At 39.5% G+C, this 19049-nt stretch carries 24 protein-coding genes; all 24 read left to right on the top strand.

The genetic code is table 11. From position 1 onward, the window contains the following. Window positions 1–8: 8 nt before the first annotated feature. The 24 genes from THEWI_RS12105 to THEWI_RS11990 all read left to right on the top strand — a co-directional run bounded on the left by THEWI_RS12105 (window position 9) and on the right by THEWI_RS11990 (window position 19024). Window positions 9–338 carry a hypothetical protein gene (locus THEWI_RS12105; protein WP_014063581.1) on the top strand — a complete coding sequence of 110 codons (330 nt, stop codon included), beginning with the start codon at window positions 9–11 and terminating at the stop codon, window positions 336–338. A 535-nt stretch (window positions 339–873) separates the two neighbouring features. After that, window positions 874–1242 carry a hypothetical protein gene (locus THEWI_RS12100; RefSeq protein ID WP_014063580.1) on the top strand — a complete coding sequence of 123 codons (369 nt, stop codon included), beginning with the start codon at window positions 874–876 and terminating at the stop codon, window positions 1240–1242. Further along, window positions 1239–2510 carry a MobP3 family relaxase gene (mobP3, locus tag THEWI_RS12095; protein ID WP_014063579.1) on the top strand — a complete coding sequence of 424 codons (1272 nt, stop codon included), beginning with the start codon at window positions 1239–1241 and terminating at the stop codon, window positions 2508–2510. The genes THEWI_RS12100 and mobP3 overlap by 4 nt, the downstream gene beginning before the upstream one ends. Beyond that, window positions 2500–4332, top strand: coding sequence for a VirD4-like conjugal transfer protein, CD1115 family (locus tag THEWI_RS12090; protein ID WP_014063578.1), 1833 nt, complete (start codon window positions 2500–2502; stop codon window positions 4330–4332). The genes mobP3 and THEWI_RS12090 overlap by 11 nt, the downstream gene beginning before the upstream one ends. Window positions 4333–4344: 12 nt before the next feature. Further along, window positions 4345–4587 carry a hypothetical protein gene (locus tag THEWI_RS12085; protein WP_014063577.1) on the top strand — a complete coding sequence of 81 codons (243 nt, stop codon included), beginning with the start codon at window positions 4345–4347 and terminating at the stop codon, window positions 4585–4587. Window positions 4588–4632: 45 nt separating this feature from the next. Beyond that, window positions 4633–5499, top strand: a complete 867-nt coding sequence (locus tag THEWI_RS12080) for a conjugal transfer protein TrbL family protein (protein WP_014063576.1) — start codon at window positions 4633–4635, stop codon at window positions 5497–5499. 5 nt (window positions 5500–5504) lie between these two features. Further along, a complete protein-coding gene (locus THEWI_RS12075) occupies window positions 5505–5804 on the top strand; it encodes a PrgI family mobile element protein (RefSeq protein WP_014063575.1) in 300 nt (99 codons plus the stop codon). Beyond that, the gene (locus THEWI_RS12070) at window positions 5801–6415 is read left to right on the top strand and encodes a TraC-like domain-containing protein (RefSeq protein WP_014063574.1); all 615 of its coding nucleotides are present in this window, start codon (window positions 5801–5803) and stop codon (window positions 6413–6415) included. Before THEWI_RS12075 ends, THEWI_RS12070 begins: the two co-directional genes overlap by 4 nt. 5 nt (window positions 6416–6420) lie before the next feature. Then, window positions 6421–8208, top strand: a complete 1788-nt coding sequence (locus tag THEWI_RS12065) for a VirB4 family type IV secretion system protein (RefSeq protein ID WP_014063573.1) — start codon at window positions 6421–6423, stop codon at window positions 8206–8208. Then, window positions 8208–9119: a M23 family metallopeptidase gene (locus tag THEWI_RS12060; RefSeq protein WP_014063572.1), complete on the top strand. Its 912-nt coding sequence runs from the start codon at window positions 8208–8210 to the stop codon at window positions 9117–9119. The genes THEWI_RS12065 and THEWI_RS12060 overlap by 1 nt, the downstream gene beginning before the upstream one ends. A 16-nt stretch (window positions 9120–9135) precedes the next feature. Next, a complete protein-coding gene (locus THEWI_RS12055; protein WP_014063571.1) occupies window positions 9136–9747 on the top strand; it encodes a hypothetical protein in 612 nt (203 codons plus the stop codon). After that, window positions 9731–10276: an SAF domain-containing protein gene (locus THEWI_RS12050; protein WP_014063570.1), complete on the top strand. Its 546-nt coding sequence runs from the start codon at window positions 9731–9733 to the stop codon at window positions 10274–10276. Before THEWI_RS12055 ends, THEWI_RS12050 begins: the two co-directional genes overlap by 17 nt. A 5-nt stretch (window positions 10277–10281) precedes the next feature. After that, window positions 10282–11001 carry a CpaE/TadZ family protein gene (locus tag THEWI_RS12045; RefSeq protein WP_014063569.1) on the top strand — a complete coding sequence of 240 codons (720 nt, stop codon included), beginning with the start codon at window positions 10282–10284 and terminating at the stop codon, window positions 10999–11001. Next, complete coding sequence (locus THEWI_RS12040) at window positions 10967–12124, top strand: TadA family conjugal transfer-associated ATPase (RefSeq protein WP_014063568.1); 1158 nt, start codon at window positions 10967–10969, stop codon at window positions 12122–12124. Before THEWI_RS12045 ends, THEWI_RS12040 begins: the two co-directional genes overlap by 35 nt. A 2-nt stretch (window positions 12125–12126) precedes the next feature. Next, on the top strand, window positions 12127–13032 hold the full coding sequence (locus tag THEWI_RS12035) for a type II secretion system F family protein (protein ID WP_014063567.1): 906 nt from the start codon (window positions 12127–12129) through the stop codon (window positions 13030–13032). After that, window positions 13029–13778 (top strand): type II secretion system F family protein, encoded by a 750-nt coding sequence (locus tag THEWI_RS12030; RefSeq protein ID WP_014063566.1) that lies wholly within the window; start codon window positions 13029–13031, stop codon window positions 13776–13778. The genes THEWI_RS12035 and THEWI_RS12030 overlap by 4 nt, the downstream gene beginning before the upstream one ends. A gap of 30 nt (window positions 13779–13808) precedes the next feature. Further along, window positions 13809–14030, top strand: coding sequence for a hypothetical protein (locus THEWI_RS12025; protein ID WP_014063565.1), 222 nt, complete (start codon window positions 13809–13811; stop codon window positions 14028–14030). A gap of 5 nt (window positions 14031–14035) precedes the next feature. Further along, window positions 14036–14419 (top strand): TadE/TadG family type IV pilus assembly protein, encoded by a 384-nt coding sequence (locus tag THEWI_RS12020; protein WP_244262244.1) that lies wholly within the window; start codon window positions 14036–14038, stop codon window positions 14417–14419. Further along, window positions 14416–14826: a hypothetical protein gene (locus THEWI_RS12015; RefSeq protein WP_014063563.1), complete on the top strand. Its 411-nt coding sequence runs from the start codon at window positions 14416–14418 to the stop codon at window positions 14824–14826. The genes THEWI_RS12020 and THEWI_RS12015 overlap by 4 nt, the downstream gene beginning before the upstream one ends. Continuing rightward, window positions 14823–15650, top strand: coding sequence for a CpaE/TadZ family protein (locus THEWI_RS12010; protein ID WP_014063562.1), 828 nt, complete (start codon window positions 14823–14825; stop codon window positions 15648–15650). Before THEWI_RS12015 ends, THEWI_RS12010 begins: the two co-directional genes overlap by 4 nt. Window positions 15651–15673: 23 nt before the next feature. After that, window positions 15674–16261 carry a hypothetical protein gene (locus THEWI_RS12005; protein WP_014063561.1) on the top strand — a complete coding sequence of 196 codons (588 nt, stop codon included), beginning with the start codon at window positions 15674–15676 and terminating at the stop codon, window positions 16259–16261. 201 nt (window positions 16262–16462) lie between these two features. Continuing rightward, the gene (locus THEWI_RS12000) at window positions 16463–17290 is read left to right on the top strand and encodes a hypothetical protein (protein WP_014063560.1); all 828 of its coding nucleotides are present in this window, start codon (window positions 16463–16465) and stop codon (window positions 17288–17290) included. 55 nt (window positions 17291–17345) lie between these two features. Beyond that, window positions 17346–18632, top strand: a complete 1287-nt coding sequence (locus THEWI_RS11995) for a hypothetical protein (protein ID WP_014063559.1) — start codon at window positions 17346–17348, stop codon at window positions 18630–18632. Then, complete coding sequence (locus tag THEWI_RS11990) at window positions 18632–19024, top strand: prepilin peptidase (RefSeq protein WP_014063558.1); 393 nt, start codon at window positions 18632–18634, stop codon at window positions 19022–19024. Before THEWI_RS11995 ends, THEWI_RS11990 begins: the two co-directional genes overlap by 1 nt. Window positions 19025–19049: the final 25 nt, after the last annotated feature.

Genomic DNA, 19049 nt, shown 5'->3' with positions numbered 1-19049 from the left:
GTGTAAAGATGGAGAAGCTTTATTCTATTTTAGAACCTTATGACAGCTGGTGGAATGACAAAGGAGAAGAGAAAAATTTGGAGGCAAAAAAGGCTTTACAGGACTTTTATAGAGAGCTGAAAAAGTCAAGGCCTTCTAAAAAGTATGAGAAAAGCATAGCTCATTTTGCATACGTTCTGTACCTCGTTAGAATAAAGAAAGCTCTTGACGAAAAAAAGTATATGAGGGCATGTAACGAGCTAATTTCACTAATGCACTATGAACCTTTCATGCAGGGAAGAATTTACTACAACGTCCTTAAGCTCTTAGAAAAAGAGGTGATACAGGATTCTGCTTAAAAAGTTTTTTAAAAAGGAAGGTTTTTTAGAGAGAATAAATCAGTCTTATGAGTTTAAATATGCCCTCGAATTTACTCATCAGATCCTAGAAAATGAGAAAACAAAAGAAGATAAGATTCAAATATTGGATTTCATAATAGATGTAATTAGGGAGGATTTAAAGAACCAGAAATTAGAAGATGATTTACTGGACTTCCGCATAGGAGTCATATATGAAATTTCAAAAATAAAACATCATATTGAGAGGGATACTACCTAAAACCACCTTTGCAGCATGCAAGGGTGCTTTTCTATTTTTCAAAACCTGCTGAGCTTTTATGCTTTGTTTTTATAATGCAGGATAAGGCGCACTGCGCACCACGCCGACACACAACAGGCAGAGCCTGTTGGATACCGTAAATAAGAGAAACGTACTTCACACCGCTTTTAAGAACACAAAGCAGTAAAAACGCAGTGCAAAATACTCAAAAATATTGATATTGCTTATTTTATCAACAACGCTTTTAAACAGCCAGGTTAAAAAGGAGGTGTGCTTTTGAAAAAAGTAACAGTTTATCTTTCAGAAGATACTTATGAGGTCCTGAATAATCTGTCTTCCAGAAGAAAAGAATCTATATCATTGATTGCCAGAAAAATACTTGAAAAAGGATTAACAGAAGAATCCGCAAAGGATGGCATGGACGCAGTCACCGAAGCTGTCCGCAAAGCCATGCGGGATGTACTAAGACCTACAGAAGACAGATTAGCCAAGCTCATGGCAAAGGCAGCCGTTGCAGCAGCTACAGCAATGTACATGAATGTGCAGACTATAGCAGATTTAGGCAAGCACAATGCCGTTGAAATTTACAACGAAGCAAGAGTTAAGGCTGTAGCTTATCTTAAAGAAAGAGATGATAATGAATGACAGCTCCCTTTGTAATGATAGCAAGTTTTTATCTACCTACACAAGAAAATCAGGCAAAAAACGTCGCACATCTTTTATATATAGGAACCAGATCAGGTGTAGATAAAGGTGAATTTAATGAATTGGAAGAATTAGATGCAGGGAAAAGATATGCAGAGAAAATACTTTCAAAATATGACAGCATTGATGATTTTATTGATAATCTCGAGATAGATACTGCCGGTACTCCTGCAGGACACGTAAAGTATATGGATGAAAGACCGGGAAGCCATGGGCTTTTCAGCTCGGAAGATAAAGTTAGTCTAAAAGAGACAATGAAAGAGCTGAGTAAGCATTCAGGTATTGCTTGGCGGTTTATTCTGTCACTTAAGGAAGAAGACGCTGTAAAACTTGGATATACAACAAGAGAGTCATGGGAGAAAGCTCTTAGAGCTACAATATCAGATGCAGCAGCTAAAATGGGTATACCAGGGTCAAATCTGAGGTGGGTCGCTGCTTTTCATCAGAAAAAAGGTCATCCACATGTACATGTTGTAATGTGGGAGAAAACACCCCAGAGGCGTCGGGGAAAACTTTCAAAAGGTGAGATAAAAGACATAAAAAAGATATTTTTAAATGAAATATACGCTAAAGAAAGGCTTGCGCTTACAGCAGAAAAATCAGCAGTAAGAGACCTCATAAGAGATACAGCAAGAAATGATATTGTGAATGTCTTAAGAAAAGTTGAAAGTGCGAGGGTAAAAGTAAAAGCATTAGAAGGAGAAAAGCCCGGCCTCCCCCCTACCCTTGACCAGATTACAAGAGAAGAGCTTCTGGAAAAGCTCAAGGAGCTTTCAAAGATTATGCCATCTCATGGACGCATTGCTTTTGCTTACATGCCTCCTGAAGTAAAAGAAAAAGCAAAGGAAGCTGCAGACTGGCTTTTAAAGCAGCCCGGTTTTTCTCAATCTGTTGAAAGATATAAAGAACTTGCCAAAGAGCTCGCCAGCCACTACACATCAAATCACGAAGCTTTAGAAAAAGCAGCAGAAAAAGCTTATGAAGACATACAAAAAAGAGTATCTCAGATTGTACTGAGAGGCGCAGCAGCGCTGCAGGAAGAAAAAACGGTGGACACAGCAAGGCTCACAAACTCAGTATGGCGCTCAGCATGGAGAGCTCTAGAAAGAGAAAGGTTAAGAGCAGAAGCAGAGTCTACCATTGCAGCTCAAAAAGAAATGGAGAAGAAAAGAAGAACAGCAGAAAGAGGTGAAAGCCGTGAGATTTAGAGCCATAATAGCGACTTTAATTCTCATGCTTGACTTTTTATTTGCTCCTTTTATATTAATTCTTCCGATTTACGCTAAAGATTACGGCTTTAAAGAAGGCCTTCCTAAATGGGAGGTGTATGTAAAAGAAAAGCCTTTGTCGGGAATATATTTGCTGCTCAAAAGAGATGATGTGAAAACTCCTTGGCTCTGGCTACAGCCTGCTGTTTTTGCAGTTTTAGTTTCTGTGCTCTTCCCTGTTTATGGGAAGAGAAAAAGAAAAACTGATGAGTTGGGCCTTCCTGAATCTGCAGGAAGGGGAGAATATGGAACTGCAAGATGGAGAACAGAAAAAGAGATATCAAAAACTTTTACAGTATGGAATGTAAGCAGCAACCCCCCGAAAGGGGGCTTTGTTGTAGGCTTTAATCCTGCTGCAGGAAAAGCATGGCTTGACGCAGGAGATACCCATTTATTAGTTATAGGCTCAACAAGAAGCGGTAAATCGAGAAGAATAATACTACCAACGATATGGGCCCTTGCAAAAGCAGGAGAAAGCATGATTGTATCTGACCCTAAGGGAGAGTTATACGGATATTCATCAGAGTACTTGAAAAAGCTTGGGTATAAGGTAATTTTAATTGATTTAAGAAATCCATACAGAGGAAACCAGTGGAATCCCGTTTTAGAGGTAGCTGATAAGCTTGAAGCCGGTGATTATTCTGCTGCAAGTCAGAGTGCATGGGACATAGCAAACATAATAACAAATCAGCAGCCTCACATAGGAGTGGACCCTATATGGCCTCAGTCGCAGGAAAGCCTTACTGCTGCTTTAATTCTTGCCGTTGCTTCTTCTGCACCGCATGAGGCAAAACATTTAGGCAGTGCTTATGAGATGCTTCACCGCCTAGGCGCAGATGGAGGAGAGCTGCTGGATAAATATTTTCGTTCACTTCCAAGAGAACATCCTGCTGCTTCAGCCTATGGAGTTGCAGCCTTATCAGAAGATAGATTAAGAAGCTCAATATTTACAGGAACAGCAGCGCAGTTAAGGCTCTGGAGCGACCCTGCTGTTGTTTACCTTACATCAAAAAAGGACCACGATTTAGATATCGTAGGAAAAGAAAAAGCAGCAGTATTTATAGTTATCCCCGATGAAAGAAGCACACGAAACGTACTAGCTACACTTTATATTTCCCAAGCCTATCAGGCTTTAGTTGACCTTGCAAATAAGAGTGGAGGAAAACTTTCTCAGAGAGTCAACTTCATTTTAGACGAGTTTGGAAACCTTCCTCCAATACCAGACTTTGATAAAAAGATTACTGTGGCAGCAGGAAGAAACATGAGGTTTTTATTAGCTGTTCAGGATATCTCAATGATTAAGGCAAAGTACAAAGAGCTTGCTCAGACAATCACAGGAAACTGCGCCACATGGGTATATATACTTACAACAGATCCAGAAACGGCTAAGATAATAAGCGTAAAAACTGGACAGTACACAATAAGGACTGAAAGCTATTCTTCTCAAGTTAAGCATACAGACTACAGCCACGGCACATCAGAGGGCCTCACAGGAAGGCCTTTGTTAACTCAAGACGAAGTTTTGAGGTGGCCTGAAGGGAAAGCCTTAATACTTCAGGCAAGGCATAACCCTGCACGGCTTCCCTTACCCGACCTTTCTAAGTGGCCTGCAGCTAAAGATTTAGTTTCTGCTGCTTTAGAAGAAATTACAAGGGAGGTGGTGTCAGTACCTATATGGATACCTGATATCAGCATTTCAGGAGAAGGTAAAAGTAAGGATGTTGAGAGAACTAATGAGAATTTATTATCAAAATTAAGATGAGGAGGAGATTTTATGCCGAGTTTTGTCTCTGGTGCTGTTAAGCTTTTAAATGATGTCTTAACATGGATTCTTTACATTATACCTGCTGCATCTGGCGCAGCTATAGGGTACCATGCTTTGATGAAGCAGATGGGAGACGGCGACCCTGCCGTTACAGCTGCACATAATAGGTCTATCAGGAATATCCTGATAGGCGGTGCAATAGGAATGAGCGCAGCTTCAATTGTTAAGGTGTTTTTATCCTACTTCAAGTAATTTTAAAGGGTCGGATTATGCCGGCCCTTTTTGGAGGTGTTTTTCTTGTTTGCTGCTTTAGAAAATATGATTATGAATGCTGTAAATAATTTTTTCACGAATATACTGGACAGTCTCCTTTCTCTTTTTGTCTCTTTTTTGGGAGATGAGATGGCACTGGCTTTGAAGATTTTAAATACACCTTATGTAAATAATGCAATTTACCTTACAAAAGTAGTCGCAGGTACTCTTCTAGGAGTGAAAGTAGCTGCTGAGGCATTAAAGGCATACATCTTATACAGTTCAGGAGATTCATCAGCGCAGCCTTTGGAGCTTCTTAAAAGAACTGCTTTTGCTGCTTTGATGATTTCAACAGGTCCTTGGGCAGTGACAACGGTGTACGAATGGGGCACAGAGCTTGCAAAAGCTGCAGCGTCTTTGCCTTCTACGCAGACAGGCAATCCTACCGCAGGAATTACTGCAGTTCTTCAGCAGCTTTCTTCTTTCTCTACCGCTGTTATTTTTATAGCTCTTACAGCAGTAGTTATATGGATTCTAATTCTCATCCAAACAGGCATAAGAGCAGTTGAAGTTGCTTTTCTTGCAGTGTCTGCTCCAATCATGGCAGTGGGTTTAACACGCCCTGATGAGGGTGTGTGGTCTGTGTGGTGGAGAGAGCTTATTGTTTTGTCTTTATCTCAGGCTGTGCAGACTTTTATGATTAGGGGCTTTCTCTCAACAGGAGTAAACATGCAGTTTAGTCAGCCTGTATTAAATCTTCTAATGCTTATAGGCTGGCTGTGGGTTGCATTTAAAACTCCTGCTGTTTTAAGGCAGTTTGCATATCATTCAGGACTTGGCTCTGCCATAGGCCATGCAGGACAGACAGCAGGCAGCATGTATATATTAAGAAGAGTTATGATGAGAGGGTGATGCAGTTGTATCAAATACCTAGAAATATTTCTGCAAAGTTTGAGTTTTTTCCGGGCTTCGGCTGGAAAGAGCTCTTTTTTGTGCTTGCAGGCCTTTCGCTGGGTTTTTTTGTTTATTTGATTTTATCTATCTTTACTTACTCTCCTGCTAGATACCTAGCAGTGTTTATTTTTACAGGCCTTGCTTATTTTTTGGTTATTCCCGGACCTGACGGAAGCAGTGTTTTAAGTTTAATCAAATACTACCTCAAATGGAGCAAGAAGCAGAAAAGATATCTTTATGTGCAGGGAGGTTTTAGAGATTGATTGGGATTTTTAAAAAAGATAAGGCAAAAATAGAAGAGCAGAAAAGAAAGGCTGTTCAGGAGTGGCTTCCTGTAAAAGATGTTGCAGAGGATTTAATGGTTTTAAAGGATGGAAGATATGTGTGTGTTTTAAAGGTAATGCCTTTGAACATCATCTTAAAAAGTGAAAATGAAAAGAAAAGAATTATACAGACAGTTTATGAAGCTCTAAACGGGTTTAAGGATTCCATGCAGATATTTTCTATAGGAAGACCAGTAGACCTTGACTCATACATCAGCTGCCTTCAAACAAAATCTAAGGAAGAGACAAACATAACTAAAAAAAGATTACTTCAGGAGTACTTAAAATATGTCGCTTCTATTGTCACAAGCGGTGAAGCAGTAGAAAGGCGCTTTTTTATTATGCTCTCAGGCAGAGAAAAAGAAGAGTTAAAAGCAAAAGCCCATGAGCTTGCCAATAATCTTGAAAAATCAGGGTTAAAGATAGAATTAGCAGCAGACCAAGACATAATAGACCTTCTCTTCAGCTTCAGCCATCCGTCTCAGGCAGCTTTTGAAAGAGCGCCAGCTTTTAACGGACCATACTTACCACCCATTTTTAATACGAGGTGATTTATATGAAGAAAAAAGAAGTAAATGTGCTTACAGGCTTAATAGATATGATTTCTCCTCAGGCTCTTGAGTTTAGTGCAAAACAGATTGTGTTCAACGACCAGCTTGCAAGAATTCTAGTCATTGCAGGCTATCCTCCTAAGGTAAATCCTGCATGGCTTTCAAGAATTGCTGGAATGCCGGGTGTAGTGTGTTCAGTTCACATTGAGCCTACTGACCCTACAAATTTAATAAATAGCTTAAATAAGGCTATTGGTGAATATGCAGGAAGGCTTGAGATGGGTGGAAATGCTCTTTCCATGCAGAGAACTGAGCAGGCTTTGAAAGACGCAGAAGAGCTTATGAGAAAAATAGACCAAGAGCAGCAGCAGGTGTTTTACGTTACAGTCGTCCTTATGGTTTTAGCTTCTGACCAGCAGGAGCTTGACAGAAGAACACGGCAGGTTGAGGCTTCTTTAGCTGCTTCAGGTATGAGGGGAAGAATTTTAATATTCCGCCAAGAAGAAGGGCTTAAAGCAGCAGGTCCCTTCTCCCTACTGCCGGATGAAGTGAAAGAAGCAGGAGCAAGAAACATGCCTGCTGAAACAGCCGCTGCCTCATTCCCCTTCACTGCTTCAGGTATAAATGATGGAAGCGGTGTTGTTTTGGGAAAAGACAAAGACGGTGGGCTAGTTTTAGTTGATATATGGAAAAGAGGAGGAGACAGGACAAACTCTAACTGGACTATTCTTGCAAAGCCCGGTGCAGGAAAGAGCTTTACTGCTAAAATGCTTCTTTTAAGAGAGTACATGCAGGGGAGCAGAATCATAATCATAGACCCTGAAAGAGAGTATAAAGACATGTGTAATAAGCTTGGAGGGGTGTGGATTAACTGCACAGGTGGAGAAGGAAAGATAAATCCACTTCAGGTAAGGTTGAGACCAATTGAAGAGGAAGACGAAGAAAAGCAGAACATAACCTTTCAAAGTCCGTTAGCTTTACATGTCCAAACATTAAGGACATTTTTTAGTCTGTATCTCCGAGATCTCACAGACACAGAAAAAGCAGCTTTAGAGGATGCATTAGTGGAAGTGTATAAGGAAGCAGGGATTACATGGGATACAGACCCAAAAGACATCCCAAATGAGAAGTGGCCTACTGTAAGGGTATTGTATAAACACCTTGTTAAAAAAGCGGAAGAAAATCCTGAAACCTATGGAAGGCTTTCAGTGCTTTTGAAAAGAGCAGCAGAAGGAGCAGATTCATACCTTTGGGCAGGCCCAACTGCTGTAGAGGCCGACTCTGATTTTATTGTTTTTGATGTTCATGATCTGCAGAATGCAGAAGACCAAGTTAAAAGAGCGCAGTATTTTAATGTGCTCTCTTTTGCATGGAACATACTTGAAAGGGATAAAAGAGAGAGAACTGTTTTGGTTGTGGATGAAGCATGGATGCTTGTAGACCCACAGACACCTCAGGCAATTGCATTTTTGAGGGATACATCAAAAAGGATAAGAAAGTACAACGGAAGTCTTGTTGTAATCAGTCAAAATATAATTGATTTCCTTGCTCCTGAAGTTCAGAGGTACGGCCAAGCTTTACTGGATAATCCGACTTACAAGCTCCTTCTTGCGCAGGGAGAAAAAGATTTGGAGGCAGTAACATATCTCATGAACTTATCTGAAGCAGAGCATGACCTTTTAGCAAATGCAAAAAGAGGAGAAGGTCTTTTTGTTGCAGGCACACAGCGAATTCACATAAAGATTGAGGCTGCACCCTATGAAATGCAGTACTTAACTGGAGGCGGAAGCTGATGAATGTTTTAGGAAAAGTGCTTTTAGCACTTCTTCCGGATGATTTGGAGAGCATTTTTAAATTTGCTCTCCTTTTTGTTGTTGTCCCTGTTTTAGTGATTGCTGTAATTTTTGCAGGCCCCATTACTGCTTTTGAGAAGGTACCACTTATTAATGCAGAGCAGTTAAAATGGTATATCGACGCAGCAGAAAAAGTTAAAGAAGAGTTTAAAATGGGTCCTGACTGGAGGGAGCTTGTTGCTGTAGACGCTGTGAGGTTTGAGCAGGATTTTTCTAAAGCCAGCCCCGAAAGAGCGTACAATCTTGCACAAATGTTTATTAAAAATGTAGGAGAAGTTGTCACAGAGAAGGGGCTGCACTTCCCGGTGTATAAGCTTTTGAGCTTAGACGAAGTCTTAAATATGCTTGACTTCACGGAAGAAGAAAAAGACAAGGTTAAGGAGTTTCTTGAATTTCTCAAAAATACAGATATCTCTTCTTTGTTAGATTCAGGAGTGCCTGATGGATGGGTGCCTGCTGAGAAAACTCTTAAATGGCCTGTACCGGGCATATATAACATTACTTCAGGGTTTGGTCCTCGAATTGACCCAGTATACGGAGTAGAAAGACTTCACGCCGGTGTGGATATAGGAGCACCAGCAGGAACACCTGTTAGAGCTGCTTTAGATGGAGAAGTAGCCTACGCAGGATGGAACGACGGCTACGGCTTAGTTGTTTTTATATGGCACAACAGCAATTTAGAGACAAGATATGCCCACTTATCTTCCATAGCAGTTAAGCAGAGACAAATTGTAAGAGCTGGTGATGTGATTGGATATGTGGGCTCTACAGGTAAAAGCACAGGACCTCACCTTCACTTTGAGGTAAGAATCGGAGGGAAAGCCGTAAATCCATTAGATTTTTTTAAGTAAGAAAGGAGGTTTGGACTTGCTTGTTTCACTTATTGCTTTAGGAGAAACGGCGGAAAAGATAAAAGAGTCTATAAGGCAGGCAGGTGACCTGGTTTTTGAGCATATAGGAAAGTTAGATGGTGAGAAAATCAAGGATGTGTTCTACTCTGCTGCAAGAGTTCCTTCTGATGTTTTAATTGTAGACTTAAAAGTTCTAGATAATGAAAAAGAAGCTGTTCCTTCCCTCCAAAGCTTCCGAATAGCAAGACCTAATACAAGGGTAGCTGTTATTGTCCACGACAGAAAGCCGGGAGATGTATTAGTTTCTTCTATAGTAAGCCTCGGGATATACGACATAATAGCAGGCGGTAAAGACACAGAATGGGGCGAAGCAGTGAAAAAAGTCCTCCTATCTCCTCCTGCAGCCTACACTCAAGCTGCAAGATGGCATACAGGAGTGCTGGACATTTCACTTCAAGCTGAAGAAAAGAGAAGAGAGCCTTCAAAGGAGGTTGAGAAAGCAAAAAAGCAGATTGAGGGCATAGCAAAGTTTTTGGGTGAAAACTACCGGTGTACCGATTTAAATGAAGGCCTTTTAGAGATTGAAAAGCTTCTTGTAAAGGAGGTTCTTTATGAGCAGGATTATTAAGATTGCTTTAATAACGGCTGCTGTTTCTGCAGCTTTTATGCTTGTGTTCATGCAGAATATTCAAAAGACAGAGAAAGTGGTTGTTGTGGAAAAAGATATACCGGCAGGTACTGTCATTTCAGAGGATGCAGTAAAAGTAATTGATGTGCCTGCTTCAGTAGTTAATCCTAGCTATGCCAGAAGCCCAGCCGATGTTGTAGGAAAAGTTGTAAAGGATGGAAGAGTGAAAGGAGACTTCATTCCAGTTGAAATTTTAACTTCAAAAGATGCTCAACCCTTAAGTCCTGACCGTGCTGTAATGACAGTTCCTGTTACCTCTGTAGAAGCAAAGACGCTTCAATCAGGAAGTACAGTGAGCTTCATAGTTTTTGACCAAACAGGGTCGAAAGTCATTGAGGGCTTTAAAGTTATTTCAGTCATAAGGGAAGACTCCGATAAGGCAAGCCTGATTCTGGATGCAGATTTAAACTCTGCAGCACAGCTTGTGCCGTACTTAAAGCTTAACTCATTCAAGGTTGTAAGAAGGTGATGAAAGTGATAATAACAGTGTTCAGTCCAAAAGGCGGTGTTGGGAAAACTACACTTACACTGGCTCTTGCGAAAGTGCTGTCAGAAGATAAAAAAGTCTGTGCAGTGGAGGTGGATTTTTCTCCCGGAGATTTTGTGTCTTTACTTGATTTAGAGAAAGAGAAAAACATAGTCAATGCATGTCTGGGAGATTATAAAGCCTGCCTTCAAAGACCGACCGGTGAAAAATTTGACGTCATAGTCGGCGGATTTCCAGACATGCAGGAAAATTTAAAGTATTCAGATATGGAAGAGCTTATTGACAGCCTTTCAGGTGAATATGATTATGTGCTGATAGACTTACAGCCTCAGATTTCTGAGGTTAGTGTTCCTCCTCTTTTAAAAGCTGATAAAGTTTTGTTTGTTTTAGAAGATGACATATCAGCAGTTTCAAGGACTGTCGGAATACTTGAATACTTAAAGCTGCATGGCTTTTTAGATACAAGCAGGGCCTGTGCAGTAGTTAACAAGGCAAAGGGAAAAAAGAAATACATTACTGCTGTAGATTTAGGGATACCGGTCATTTATGACATCCCTTATATTCGAAAATTGAATGAGTACAAAAATAAGAAAATGATAAAGCACGCCAAAAATTTAAAAGATGCTCTATTTGAGGTAAAAAAAGAAAAATCTCTGCTAAGGAGGCTTTTAAATGGCTTTAAGAGAGTTAAGCAGAAAGATAAATGATGGAGCAGTGGATGTTGAGAGGATGACTGATGATATAAGGGAAGTTATGATGAAGCACCACGGCAAGCCGAATATTAAGGAGATACTGAGGGAAGAAGTGAAGGAATATCTCAGAAAGAAATACCCTTTTGCACTGGATAGGCTTATGGAGTACACAGAAATGCACTACTCTTCTCTATACGGCTTGGGAATTATAGAGAAGTACCTTAAGGACCCCGAAGTTACGGATATACATGTGAACGGCACAAAGATAATGTACAAAAAAGCAGGAGTAAAAATAGACGCAGAAGAAGAGTTTCCTAATGAGCAGGCTGTGAGGGTCATACAGGACAGAATCCTTGCACCCTTAAATAAATCCATAAACATAGCTAATCCATCACAGGATGCGGAGCTTTATGACGGATCCAGAGCTCTTTTAGTTATACCTCCTCAATCTGATAAGCCTGTTATAATCATTCGAAAGCACAATCTTTTAAATGTGCCTTTAGAAGAGCTTGCAAAAACAACAGCAGGGCTTACTGAAAAAATGCAGGAGTACTTTAAAAAGGCTGTAAAGGAAAGAAAAAACATCATAGCTGCAGGAGAAACAGGCGCAGGAAAGACTACTTTTATCAACTCTTTAGGATTTGAGATTCAGGAGAAGCATGTTGTAGCAGTACTGGAAGATACAAGAGAGATTAAGCTTCACATACCATATGTGTACTACTTCAAAACAAGAAAAGGAACGGCTGAAGCAAAAGATGTGACCTACTCTGACATCTTAAAAGACTGCTTGAGAGCAGACCCTGATAGAATAATTTTGACAGAAATACGTACACCTGAAAGCGCCTATGAACTTATACATGTTTTAAACAGCGGTCACAGAGGCTCTATGACTACAATACATGCAAATTCCTGCTTGGATGCTTTGTTAAGGCTTGAGATGTTAGTACAGGAGTTTAAAAATCTTGACTACAGAATCATAAGAAAGCTTATCTCAAGAGCTGTTGACATTGTTGTGTTTTTAAGGCTTGCTGAAGATGAAAAAGGAAACATAAAAGGAAGGGAGCTTGCTGAAGTTGTTGAAATTGAAGGTATAGATGAAAATGGAGAATACATCTTGAATTATGTGGTAGGTGACTGAAAATGACAGTCTCTTTTTTATTTGGAGCAGCTGTGTTTATGGCGGTAGTTCTTCTGTACAGCATAAGAGAAGAAAAAAGGCTTAAGCTTAAAAGAAGGCTTGAGAGGCATTTGGTATCTCCTCAAAAAAATGAGTTCAGCATAACAGACTTGTTCGGCTTAAGAAAATTCATTGAAAAGTTAGATAGAAAGCTTAAGAAAAGCGGCATTAAAGCAGATGCGGAGGAAGTGTTTCTGTGGTTTCTCCTCCTTTCTGTTCTCTCTTCCATCAGTTTGAGCCTAAAAGGATTTACAGCCTTAGGAGCAGCACTCCCTTTTATGCTTTACTACTTGATTGACTACATTCTTGACTACTTAGGAAGAAGAAGAGTTAGAAAAATTGAGGAGCAGTTTAAAGATTTTGTTAAAATGCTCGGGGCATATCTTAAAATGGTGCCGAGCTTTGCAGGAGCTTTTATCAAGGCAGCGGAGGAAGCTGAAAGTCCTTTGAAAGAGCACACAGACAGGGTCGTAAGAAAGTTTGAGCTGGGAGAAGACATAGAAACAGCCCTTCAAGAGCTTAAGAATGTGGAGAGCACATATATAAAGGCATGGGCTGACAGCATAATCTTTGCTGTAAGGATGAAATCAGACCTATCAAGAGTGTGTGAGAGAACGGCTAAAAAGCTTTATGAGAGGATAAAGATGTCAAATAAAATTGCTGCAATGACTGTGCAGGCAAAGTCTTTGATGGTATCTCTTGCCGGAGTAATGGCTGTGATGATTGCAGTAACTATGATGTCAAGCCCCGATTTTGTAAAAGCTTATTCGACACCTGCAGGTAGGATTGTTATTGCTTATGCAGCTCTAAGCTACTTTATCTCAACATTTTATGTGCTTAAGAAAATAGATAAGGAGATGGAGCTATGAGAAGGATTGTTTCAGAAAAATACCTTCAAAAGCTTGGAATAAGGCAGGACATGATAGAAAAGTGGGATAAGGAAATTAAGGCAGTAGGAGGAGTGAAGATACTTTTCTTTAAAGCTCATGATGTGCTTGAGCTTTTTTCTTTTGCTGCTCTGGTTTTAGGAGGCCTTCTTGTTCTGACAGCAGTAGGCGCACTTAACGGAGCAAATGTTTTTGCTCTTTTTTCTGTGTTTATAGGCTCAGCTATTATGTTTTACCAGTACTGGAGAAGCCCCATAGAAAGCTACAGGGAGAGCTTCTATAAAGAAGAAGAGCTCCCTGCTGCTTTAGAAGTATTTATAAGCGGGCTGGAGGTGGGAATGAATAAGGAAAATATAATAGGCTACATTGTGAGGACCAGAAAGGGGGTGGTGAGGGACCTTCTCTATGAAGCACAGGTAAGAATTGATACAGGAAGCTCTTTAAAAGATGCGCTTACCTTCGCAGCAGATAAAAGCTTAAACGACCACTTTAAAAGATTTGTAAAGGCTGTGACAGGAGAGTATGAGTCAGTGAAAGATATGAGGGAAAACCTTGAAGAGCTTTTGGAAGAGGTTGAAGAAAGAAACTACAATCAGAAGATTGAAAGAGCAGGAACTCTTGACAACAGCCTCTTCTTCCCTATCTTTTTGGGCTATTTTGTTCCAATTTTAGTCATGTTTGCACTGCCTTTTGTTATATCCTTGAGAAGCTTCTTTAATCTGTTTTAAAAGTAAAATTTTTAAGGAGGTAGATGTTTTATGGTGAAGGCTTTATTAGCAAAAGTTAAGGAAGTGGTGGGAAAATTTTTTAAAGACAGAAAAGGTGACCACAATCTCTTATCAACTGTAGGTTTAATCGCAGTTGTAGTCGGGATACTGGTTGTGGCTTCTCCTACATTAAGAGAGGGAATTTTGAACATGATAAACAGTGCTATGAACTACGCCTCTAGTTTTTTCAACAGTGCCGTTCAGGGCAAGTGATTAAGATGATAAGAAGATTTTTAAAAGACAAAAGGGCAGCATCACAGCTTATCTCTTCAGCTGCCCTTATTCCTATTCTTCTTCTTATCATGGCTTCTATAGTTAATATTTCTGTAGTAAGCAATATGCAGACATTGGTGAATGAAGCTGCTTTTGAAGGAGCGAGGATAGGGATAAAGTCAGACACTCCGGAGCAGACTGCTCAAATGGCTGTTGTAAACTTTGGAAATGGAATAACTGGATGGAAAATAGGAGACAGGCTTTCTGTCAGCACATCGGTGAAAAATGATATGCTGACTGTAGAAGTTAAGTACACCTTTACTCTTTTAGGAGGGCAGCAGAAAATTCTTGCGGGTAAAAGCTCTTTAAAGCTTGGTGATGCACCGTGAGAGCTTTGAAAGATTTTTTAAAAGACAAAAGAGGAGATGCTGTCCTCCTTTTCATGCTGTTTTTGATGATTTTCTCAATCCTTTTCATGTACGCTGTTTACAGCATATCAAGAGGGGTAGGTGCAAGGGAGGAGCTTGTTAAGGTGTGCGATGAGATAGCTTTAAATATTGCAGTTTCAGCTGTAAACATGCAGTATGCCCAGTCAGGAGATTTGGCTGTAGACACAAACAAAGCTTATTCTTTAGCTGTAAATACATTTAAAGATTTAGGCATACCTGTTAAAGATGTAAGTGTGACTGTTAAGAACAGATACATTTACGTTACTGCTTCAGTTTCAGGAGAAATGTACGGCATTTCAGGAGATATAACTGTAACAGGCATGGCGAAAGCGAGGGATGTGAAGTGAGAGTGCTGATTGTTTCAAATGATAGGGACTACATTAAAAAAGCAAAAGAAGTTTATGAAGACGCTGATACTGCTTTGTCTGCAGAAAGCGCAGAGATTATGCTGAGTAAGAAAAAGTACGATTTTATTGTTAGCGATTTAGTAAAAGACAGCTTAGGCGGATGTGCAGTAAAGAAGCTGGAAGAAGAACAAGTGAAAAAAGAAACACGGCCTTTAAAGCAGGAAGTTATCGCAGTATACTCCTTCAAGGGTGGTGTTGGGAAAACCACACTTGTTAAAGCTCTCTTTGAAAGTTTGGATAAAAATATAAAAGTGCTTGTGGTGGATTTAAACTTCCACGATGGAGGTTCAGATTTAAGCTTTATGCTGGACCTTCCTGTTCTTCCACACATTGGAATGTGGCTTAAGGAAAGAACAAGAGAAAACTTTTTTGAAAACTTAGTTGAGTACAGCTCAAATGTATCTATACTTCAGGCTCCTCCTAAAGCAAGCCTTGTGAGAGATATTAAAGAAAACGATGTTGATGCGGTTGTTAAGTTTGCAAGAAGTAAGTTTGATGTGATAATTTTTGACCTTCCAAATGAGTTTAATGAAGTTGTTAAAGCTGCGCTTGATAATGCCGCAAAAATATTAGTGCTGTCAAAAGGAACAGAGGGAGAATTTTCAAGAATGAAGGAGTTTCCCTATGAGTTTTTAACGGTATTTGTGAGGCCGGCAAGAGATTTTAAAAAATATGCAAAAGAACTGAACCTTCAGTACAAAGTGGTTGAGAGCATTAAAAATGAAATAGACAAAATATGTAACTTTGTTTTTGAAAGAAAATAAATTTTTGAGGAGGTAGATAAGATATGAAGAAGATTTTGATTTCTGTTTTAGTCCTGTTTCTTACCTTTTCCCTAGCGGCTGGCTGCAGTGATGTAAAAAAAGATACAGGCAAAGCCGAAAATACTGTAAAAGAAGCTGTTCAAAATGAAAAAGTAAATCCTCAAAAAGAGGTTACTGCAGGAACTGTGGTAAGTTATGAGAATAACGAAATAGTTTTAGAAAGCAGTGGAGAAAAAGTTAAGTATGATTTCACAGATGAAAAAAGTGTATTTGTAGAAGGTATGCCTAAAGATATTAAGGAAGGAGTGTTTGTGAAGATTGTAAGAAAAAATGGTGAAAATTATATTTATGTCGTTACACAGGGCAAAAAAGAAGCTCTTGAAGATAGAAGCACAAGCATACTGGGCATTTTGAAAGAAGCGAATGATAATTATGTTGTATTAGACATAAATGGAAAGGAAGAAAAGTACACTACCTCGGATAAGACCGTTATGCAGAAATTTTCTGACTCGGATAAAGCTGTGAGGTATAATAAAGATGAGCTTAAAAAAGGAAGTTGGGTAATGGTACTTGTCGATAAAAATAATGAGGTAGTAGATATCGTGTATTAATTTACCGCCCTCCGGCACAAAAAATTTTATAAATGCGTCGGGCTTCCGGTCAAGGTGCCTTCGAGCATATCCTCCCTCGCCTGCGCTCGGTCCGGTATCCCTCGACTCCACCTTGACCTCCAGCCTCCGCATTCCTATCCATTTTAACTGACCGGAGGGCGGCAGCAGGTTTTTGAAAAATTTAACTGGAGGTGAGCTTTCATGAAGAAAATAATAGCTTTAGTGATAATTACAGCACTTATTGCAGCAGGGTATCAGGTTTATAAAGACGACAGCAAAAGAATGGCTCTGGAGGAAAAGGTAAAAGGTGTGTTGTATAGTATTGGTGATTCAGGGACTACTATAATACACAAAGGTCCTAGTCCCTACTTCCAATATGAAAGAAAAGATTTAAGTCCTTTGTTGGAAGATTTTAAAAATAGATATTTTAAAGATGGAGTTCAGTTTGTATTACTTGATAATAGTTGTTTAAAAATTGTTCTTGAAAATCTAAAAGTATATGATTATAAAGAAAATGCACCTTATGGGAAACCTGGAGATTTAAGAGTATATGCTAATCCTAAAATACAGTTATTAAACTCTAATATAATTCCAAAAGAAGCAGAAAAATATATTTTAAAGACACGTACTTATTATCTAATCGATTTAAAGTTACTCAATGACAAACTTATAATTCCTCAAGAAGAAATGGAAAGGTACTTTATAATAGAAGGCAAATTAAATTATCCTTTAATAAATACTGTACTTTTTAACACTCTTCTCCTTGATGAAGCTTTAAAATATGCTTCGATTAATGATAATTCGATAAAATTTTTATATGCAAATGATATTAACTACGATAAAAGTAGTATTGAAAATGAACCAAATAATCGTGGAAAAATAACAGTGACTGTTTTTGTCAATAATAAGTTGCCTAATAAAGTAATCTATATTAAATCAGTTTTTCAATACAAAGACGGCAAATTTTACGAAATCAAGCGTGAAAGCAATGTAAAAGAATATGTTGAATGGGCTAAAAAGAATTTATAGGCAGGTCTAACCTGCTTTTTTATTTTGCCTAAATTCAAGGGAGGTGCTTTTAAAAATGAATAAGCTAAAGGCTCTTTTTTTATTTGCTTTAATTTTTATTTTCGCTGCCAGCAGTCCTGCTTACGCTGGAGACTGGGTAAAGCTCGACTCAAACGGCACAAAAGTATGGGTAGACACTTCACACTGGGAGACAAAGCAGAGGTGGGTTACAAGCGGGTACTGGACAGCACAGCAGGTCTGGGTGCCTGAACAGGGACACTGGGAAAAATATTGGGTAGACACTTCACGCTGGGAGACAAGGCAGGCATGGGTTACAAGCGGGTACTGGGATACCAAACAGGTGTGGGTAGACACCTCGCACTATGAAACGAAAAAAGTCTGGGTAGATACGTCACACTGGGAGACAAGAAAAGTATGGGTAGATACATCACACTGGGAATACAGAAAAGTATGGGTAGAGAGTGGCTACTGGAAAACTGAAAAAGTGTGGGTACCAGAAAAAGGGCATTGGGAACCTCCCGTTTCACCATATGGTTTTGTAGATTGGAAGACAAGACATTGGGTTGTAGATGTCCCTGCACACTGGGAATACAGGCGGGTATGGGTAGACACCTCGCACTGGGAAGTGCAAAAAATCTGGGTAAAAGATGGCTACTGGAAAACAGAAAAAGTTTGGGTTCAGAGCGGTTACTGGAAAGAAGAAAAAGTGTGGGTCACAAGCGGGTACTGGACAGCACAGAAAGTATGGGTAGACACGTCACACTGGGAGACGCAGAGAGTATGGGTGCAGGACGGATACTGGGCTCAGAAGTGGGTAGTTGATGTTCCCGGCCACTACGAAACAAGACAGGTATGGGTCGACACTTCTCACTGGGAGACATACAAAGAGTGGGTCAAAAGCGGATATTGGGATGAAGTGCACGGCACTATCTCTGTTTCTAAAACACCTCAGTTTGTATTTACAAACAAGCACACACTACCCGACGGCTCTGTCTGTGATATGACTTTGAATGTTTCGTATGCACTGAACAAAAAAGTTACTAACATTAGAGCAATACATGTTGTGAACAGGTATCAGAACAAAGGTGTGCTCTATGTGGAGCCTTACTCAGTCACGAAAAATGTCGGAGGCACTTCAGGAAGTGCTGTGCTGAAGTTCCAGTATGAAAAGCCGGGCGATGAAAGCTCAACCCTGTATGTTTACTTCGATTTAGAAGGCGGAGGCTCATTCGAAATCTATATGAACATACCCATAAACGGTATTTACGCAGATTCGAAATTTAACATTCCTGACCCTGTCTTCAAAAAATCAATTAAAGACTCAGAGGTGATAAAATTTTGATGATTAAGATTGTGATTTTGATTATTCTCTTTTTCGCTGCTGCAGAAGACATAAAAAAGATGGAGGTGGGATATATCTACCCTACCTCCATCTTAATTCTTTCTTTTGTTAACTTCTTTTTGAAACCTTATATGAGCCTAAAATTTTATTTATTCAACTCTCTTCTGGTGTTTGCAGTTCTCTTCCTTTTCTGGCTTCTAGGAGGAATAGGTGGTGGGGACGTGAAAGTTTTAACTACTTTGTCTTTTTACGCTGGTTTCAAAATATGGGTTATTCTCTTATTTTCATCTATAATTTTTCTAGTGTATTCTCTTATCCTACGCAAGTTCAAGACAAGGCTTCCTTTTATACCTGCTGTTGCCATAGGAACACTAGTTTCTTTATTTTTCTAAAAAAATAACTATGGAAGGAACATTT

The organism is Thermoanaerobacter wiegelii Rt8.B1 (genome assembly GCF_000147695.2).
Taxonomy (GTDB): Bacteria; Bacillota; Thermoanaerobacteria; order Thermoanaerobacterales; family Thermoanaerobacteraceae; genus Thermoanaerobacter; species Thermoanaerobacter ethanolicus.
The sequence above is the reverse complement of the archived record's forward strand: the minus strand, read 5'-3'. Positions and strand labels throughout refer to the sequence as shown.

Coding starts and splice junctions, on each gene's coding strand:
- THEWI_RS12105 (WP_014063581.1), top strand. CDS start 9: ATGGAGAAGCTTTATTCTATTTTAGAACCTTATGACAGCTGGTGGAAT.
- mobP3 (WP_014063579.1), top strand. CDS start 1,239: ATGACAGCTCCCTTTGTAATGATAGCAAGTTTTTATCTACCTACACAA.
- THEWI_RS12085 (WP_014063577.1), top strand. CDS start 4,345: ATGCCGAGTTTTGTCTCTGGTGCTGTTAAGCTTTTAAATGATGTCTTA.
- THEWI_RS12065 (WP_014063573.1), top strand. CDS start 6,421: ATGAAGAAAAAAGAAGTAAATGTGCTTACAGGCTTAATAGATATGATT.
- THEWI_RS12060 (WP_014063572.1), top strand. CDS start 8,208: ATGAATGTTTTAGGAAAAGTGCTTTTAGCACTTCTTCCGGATGATTTG.
- THEWI_RS12050 (WP_014063570.1), top strand. CDS start 9,731: ATGAGCAGGATTATTAAGATTGCTTTAATAACGGCTGCTGTTTCTGCA.
- THEWI_RS12040 (WP_014063568.1), top strand. CDS start 10,967: ATGGCTTTAAGAGAGTTAAGCAGAAAGATAAATGATGGAGCAGTGGAT.
- THEWI_RS12035 (WP_014063567.1), top strand. CDS start 12,127: ATGACAGTCTCTTTTTTATTTGGAGCAGCTGTGTTTATGGCGGTAGTT.
- THEWI_RS12030 (WP_014063566.1), top strand. CDS start 13,029: ATGAGAAGGATTGTTTCAGAAAAATACCTTCAAAAGCTTGGAATAAGG.
- THEWI_RS12025 (WP_014063565.1), top strand. CDS start 13,809: ATGGTGAAGGCTTTATTAGCAAAAGTTAAGGAAGTGGTGGGAAAATTT.
- THEWI_RS12020 (WP_244262244.1), top strand. CDS start 14,036: ATGATAAGAAGATTTTTAAAAGACAAAAGGGCAGCATCACAGCTTATC.
- THEWI_RS12005 (WP_014063561.1), top strand. CDS start 15,674: ATGAAGAAGATTTTGATTTCTGTTTTAGTCCTGTTTCTTACCTTTTCC.
- THEWI_RS12000 (WP_014063560.1), top strand. CDS start 16,463: ATGAAGAAAATAATAGCTTTAGTGATAATTACAGCACTTATTGCAGCA.
- THEWI_RS11995 (WP_014063559.1), top strand. CDS start 17,346: ATGAATAAGCTAAAGGCTCTTTTTTTATTTGCTTTAATTTTTATTTTC.
- THEWI_RS11990 (WP_014063558.1), top strand. CDS start 18,632: ATGATTAAGATTGTGATTTTGATTATTCTCTTTTTCGCTGCTGCAGAA.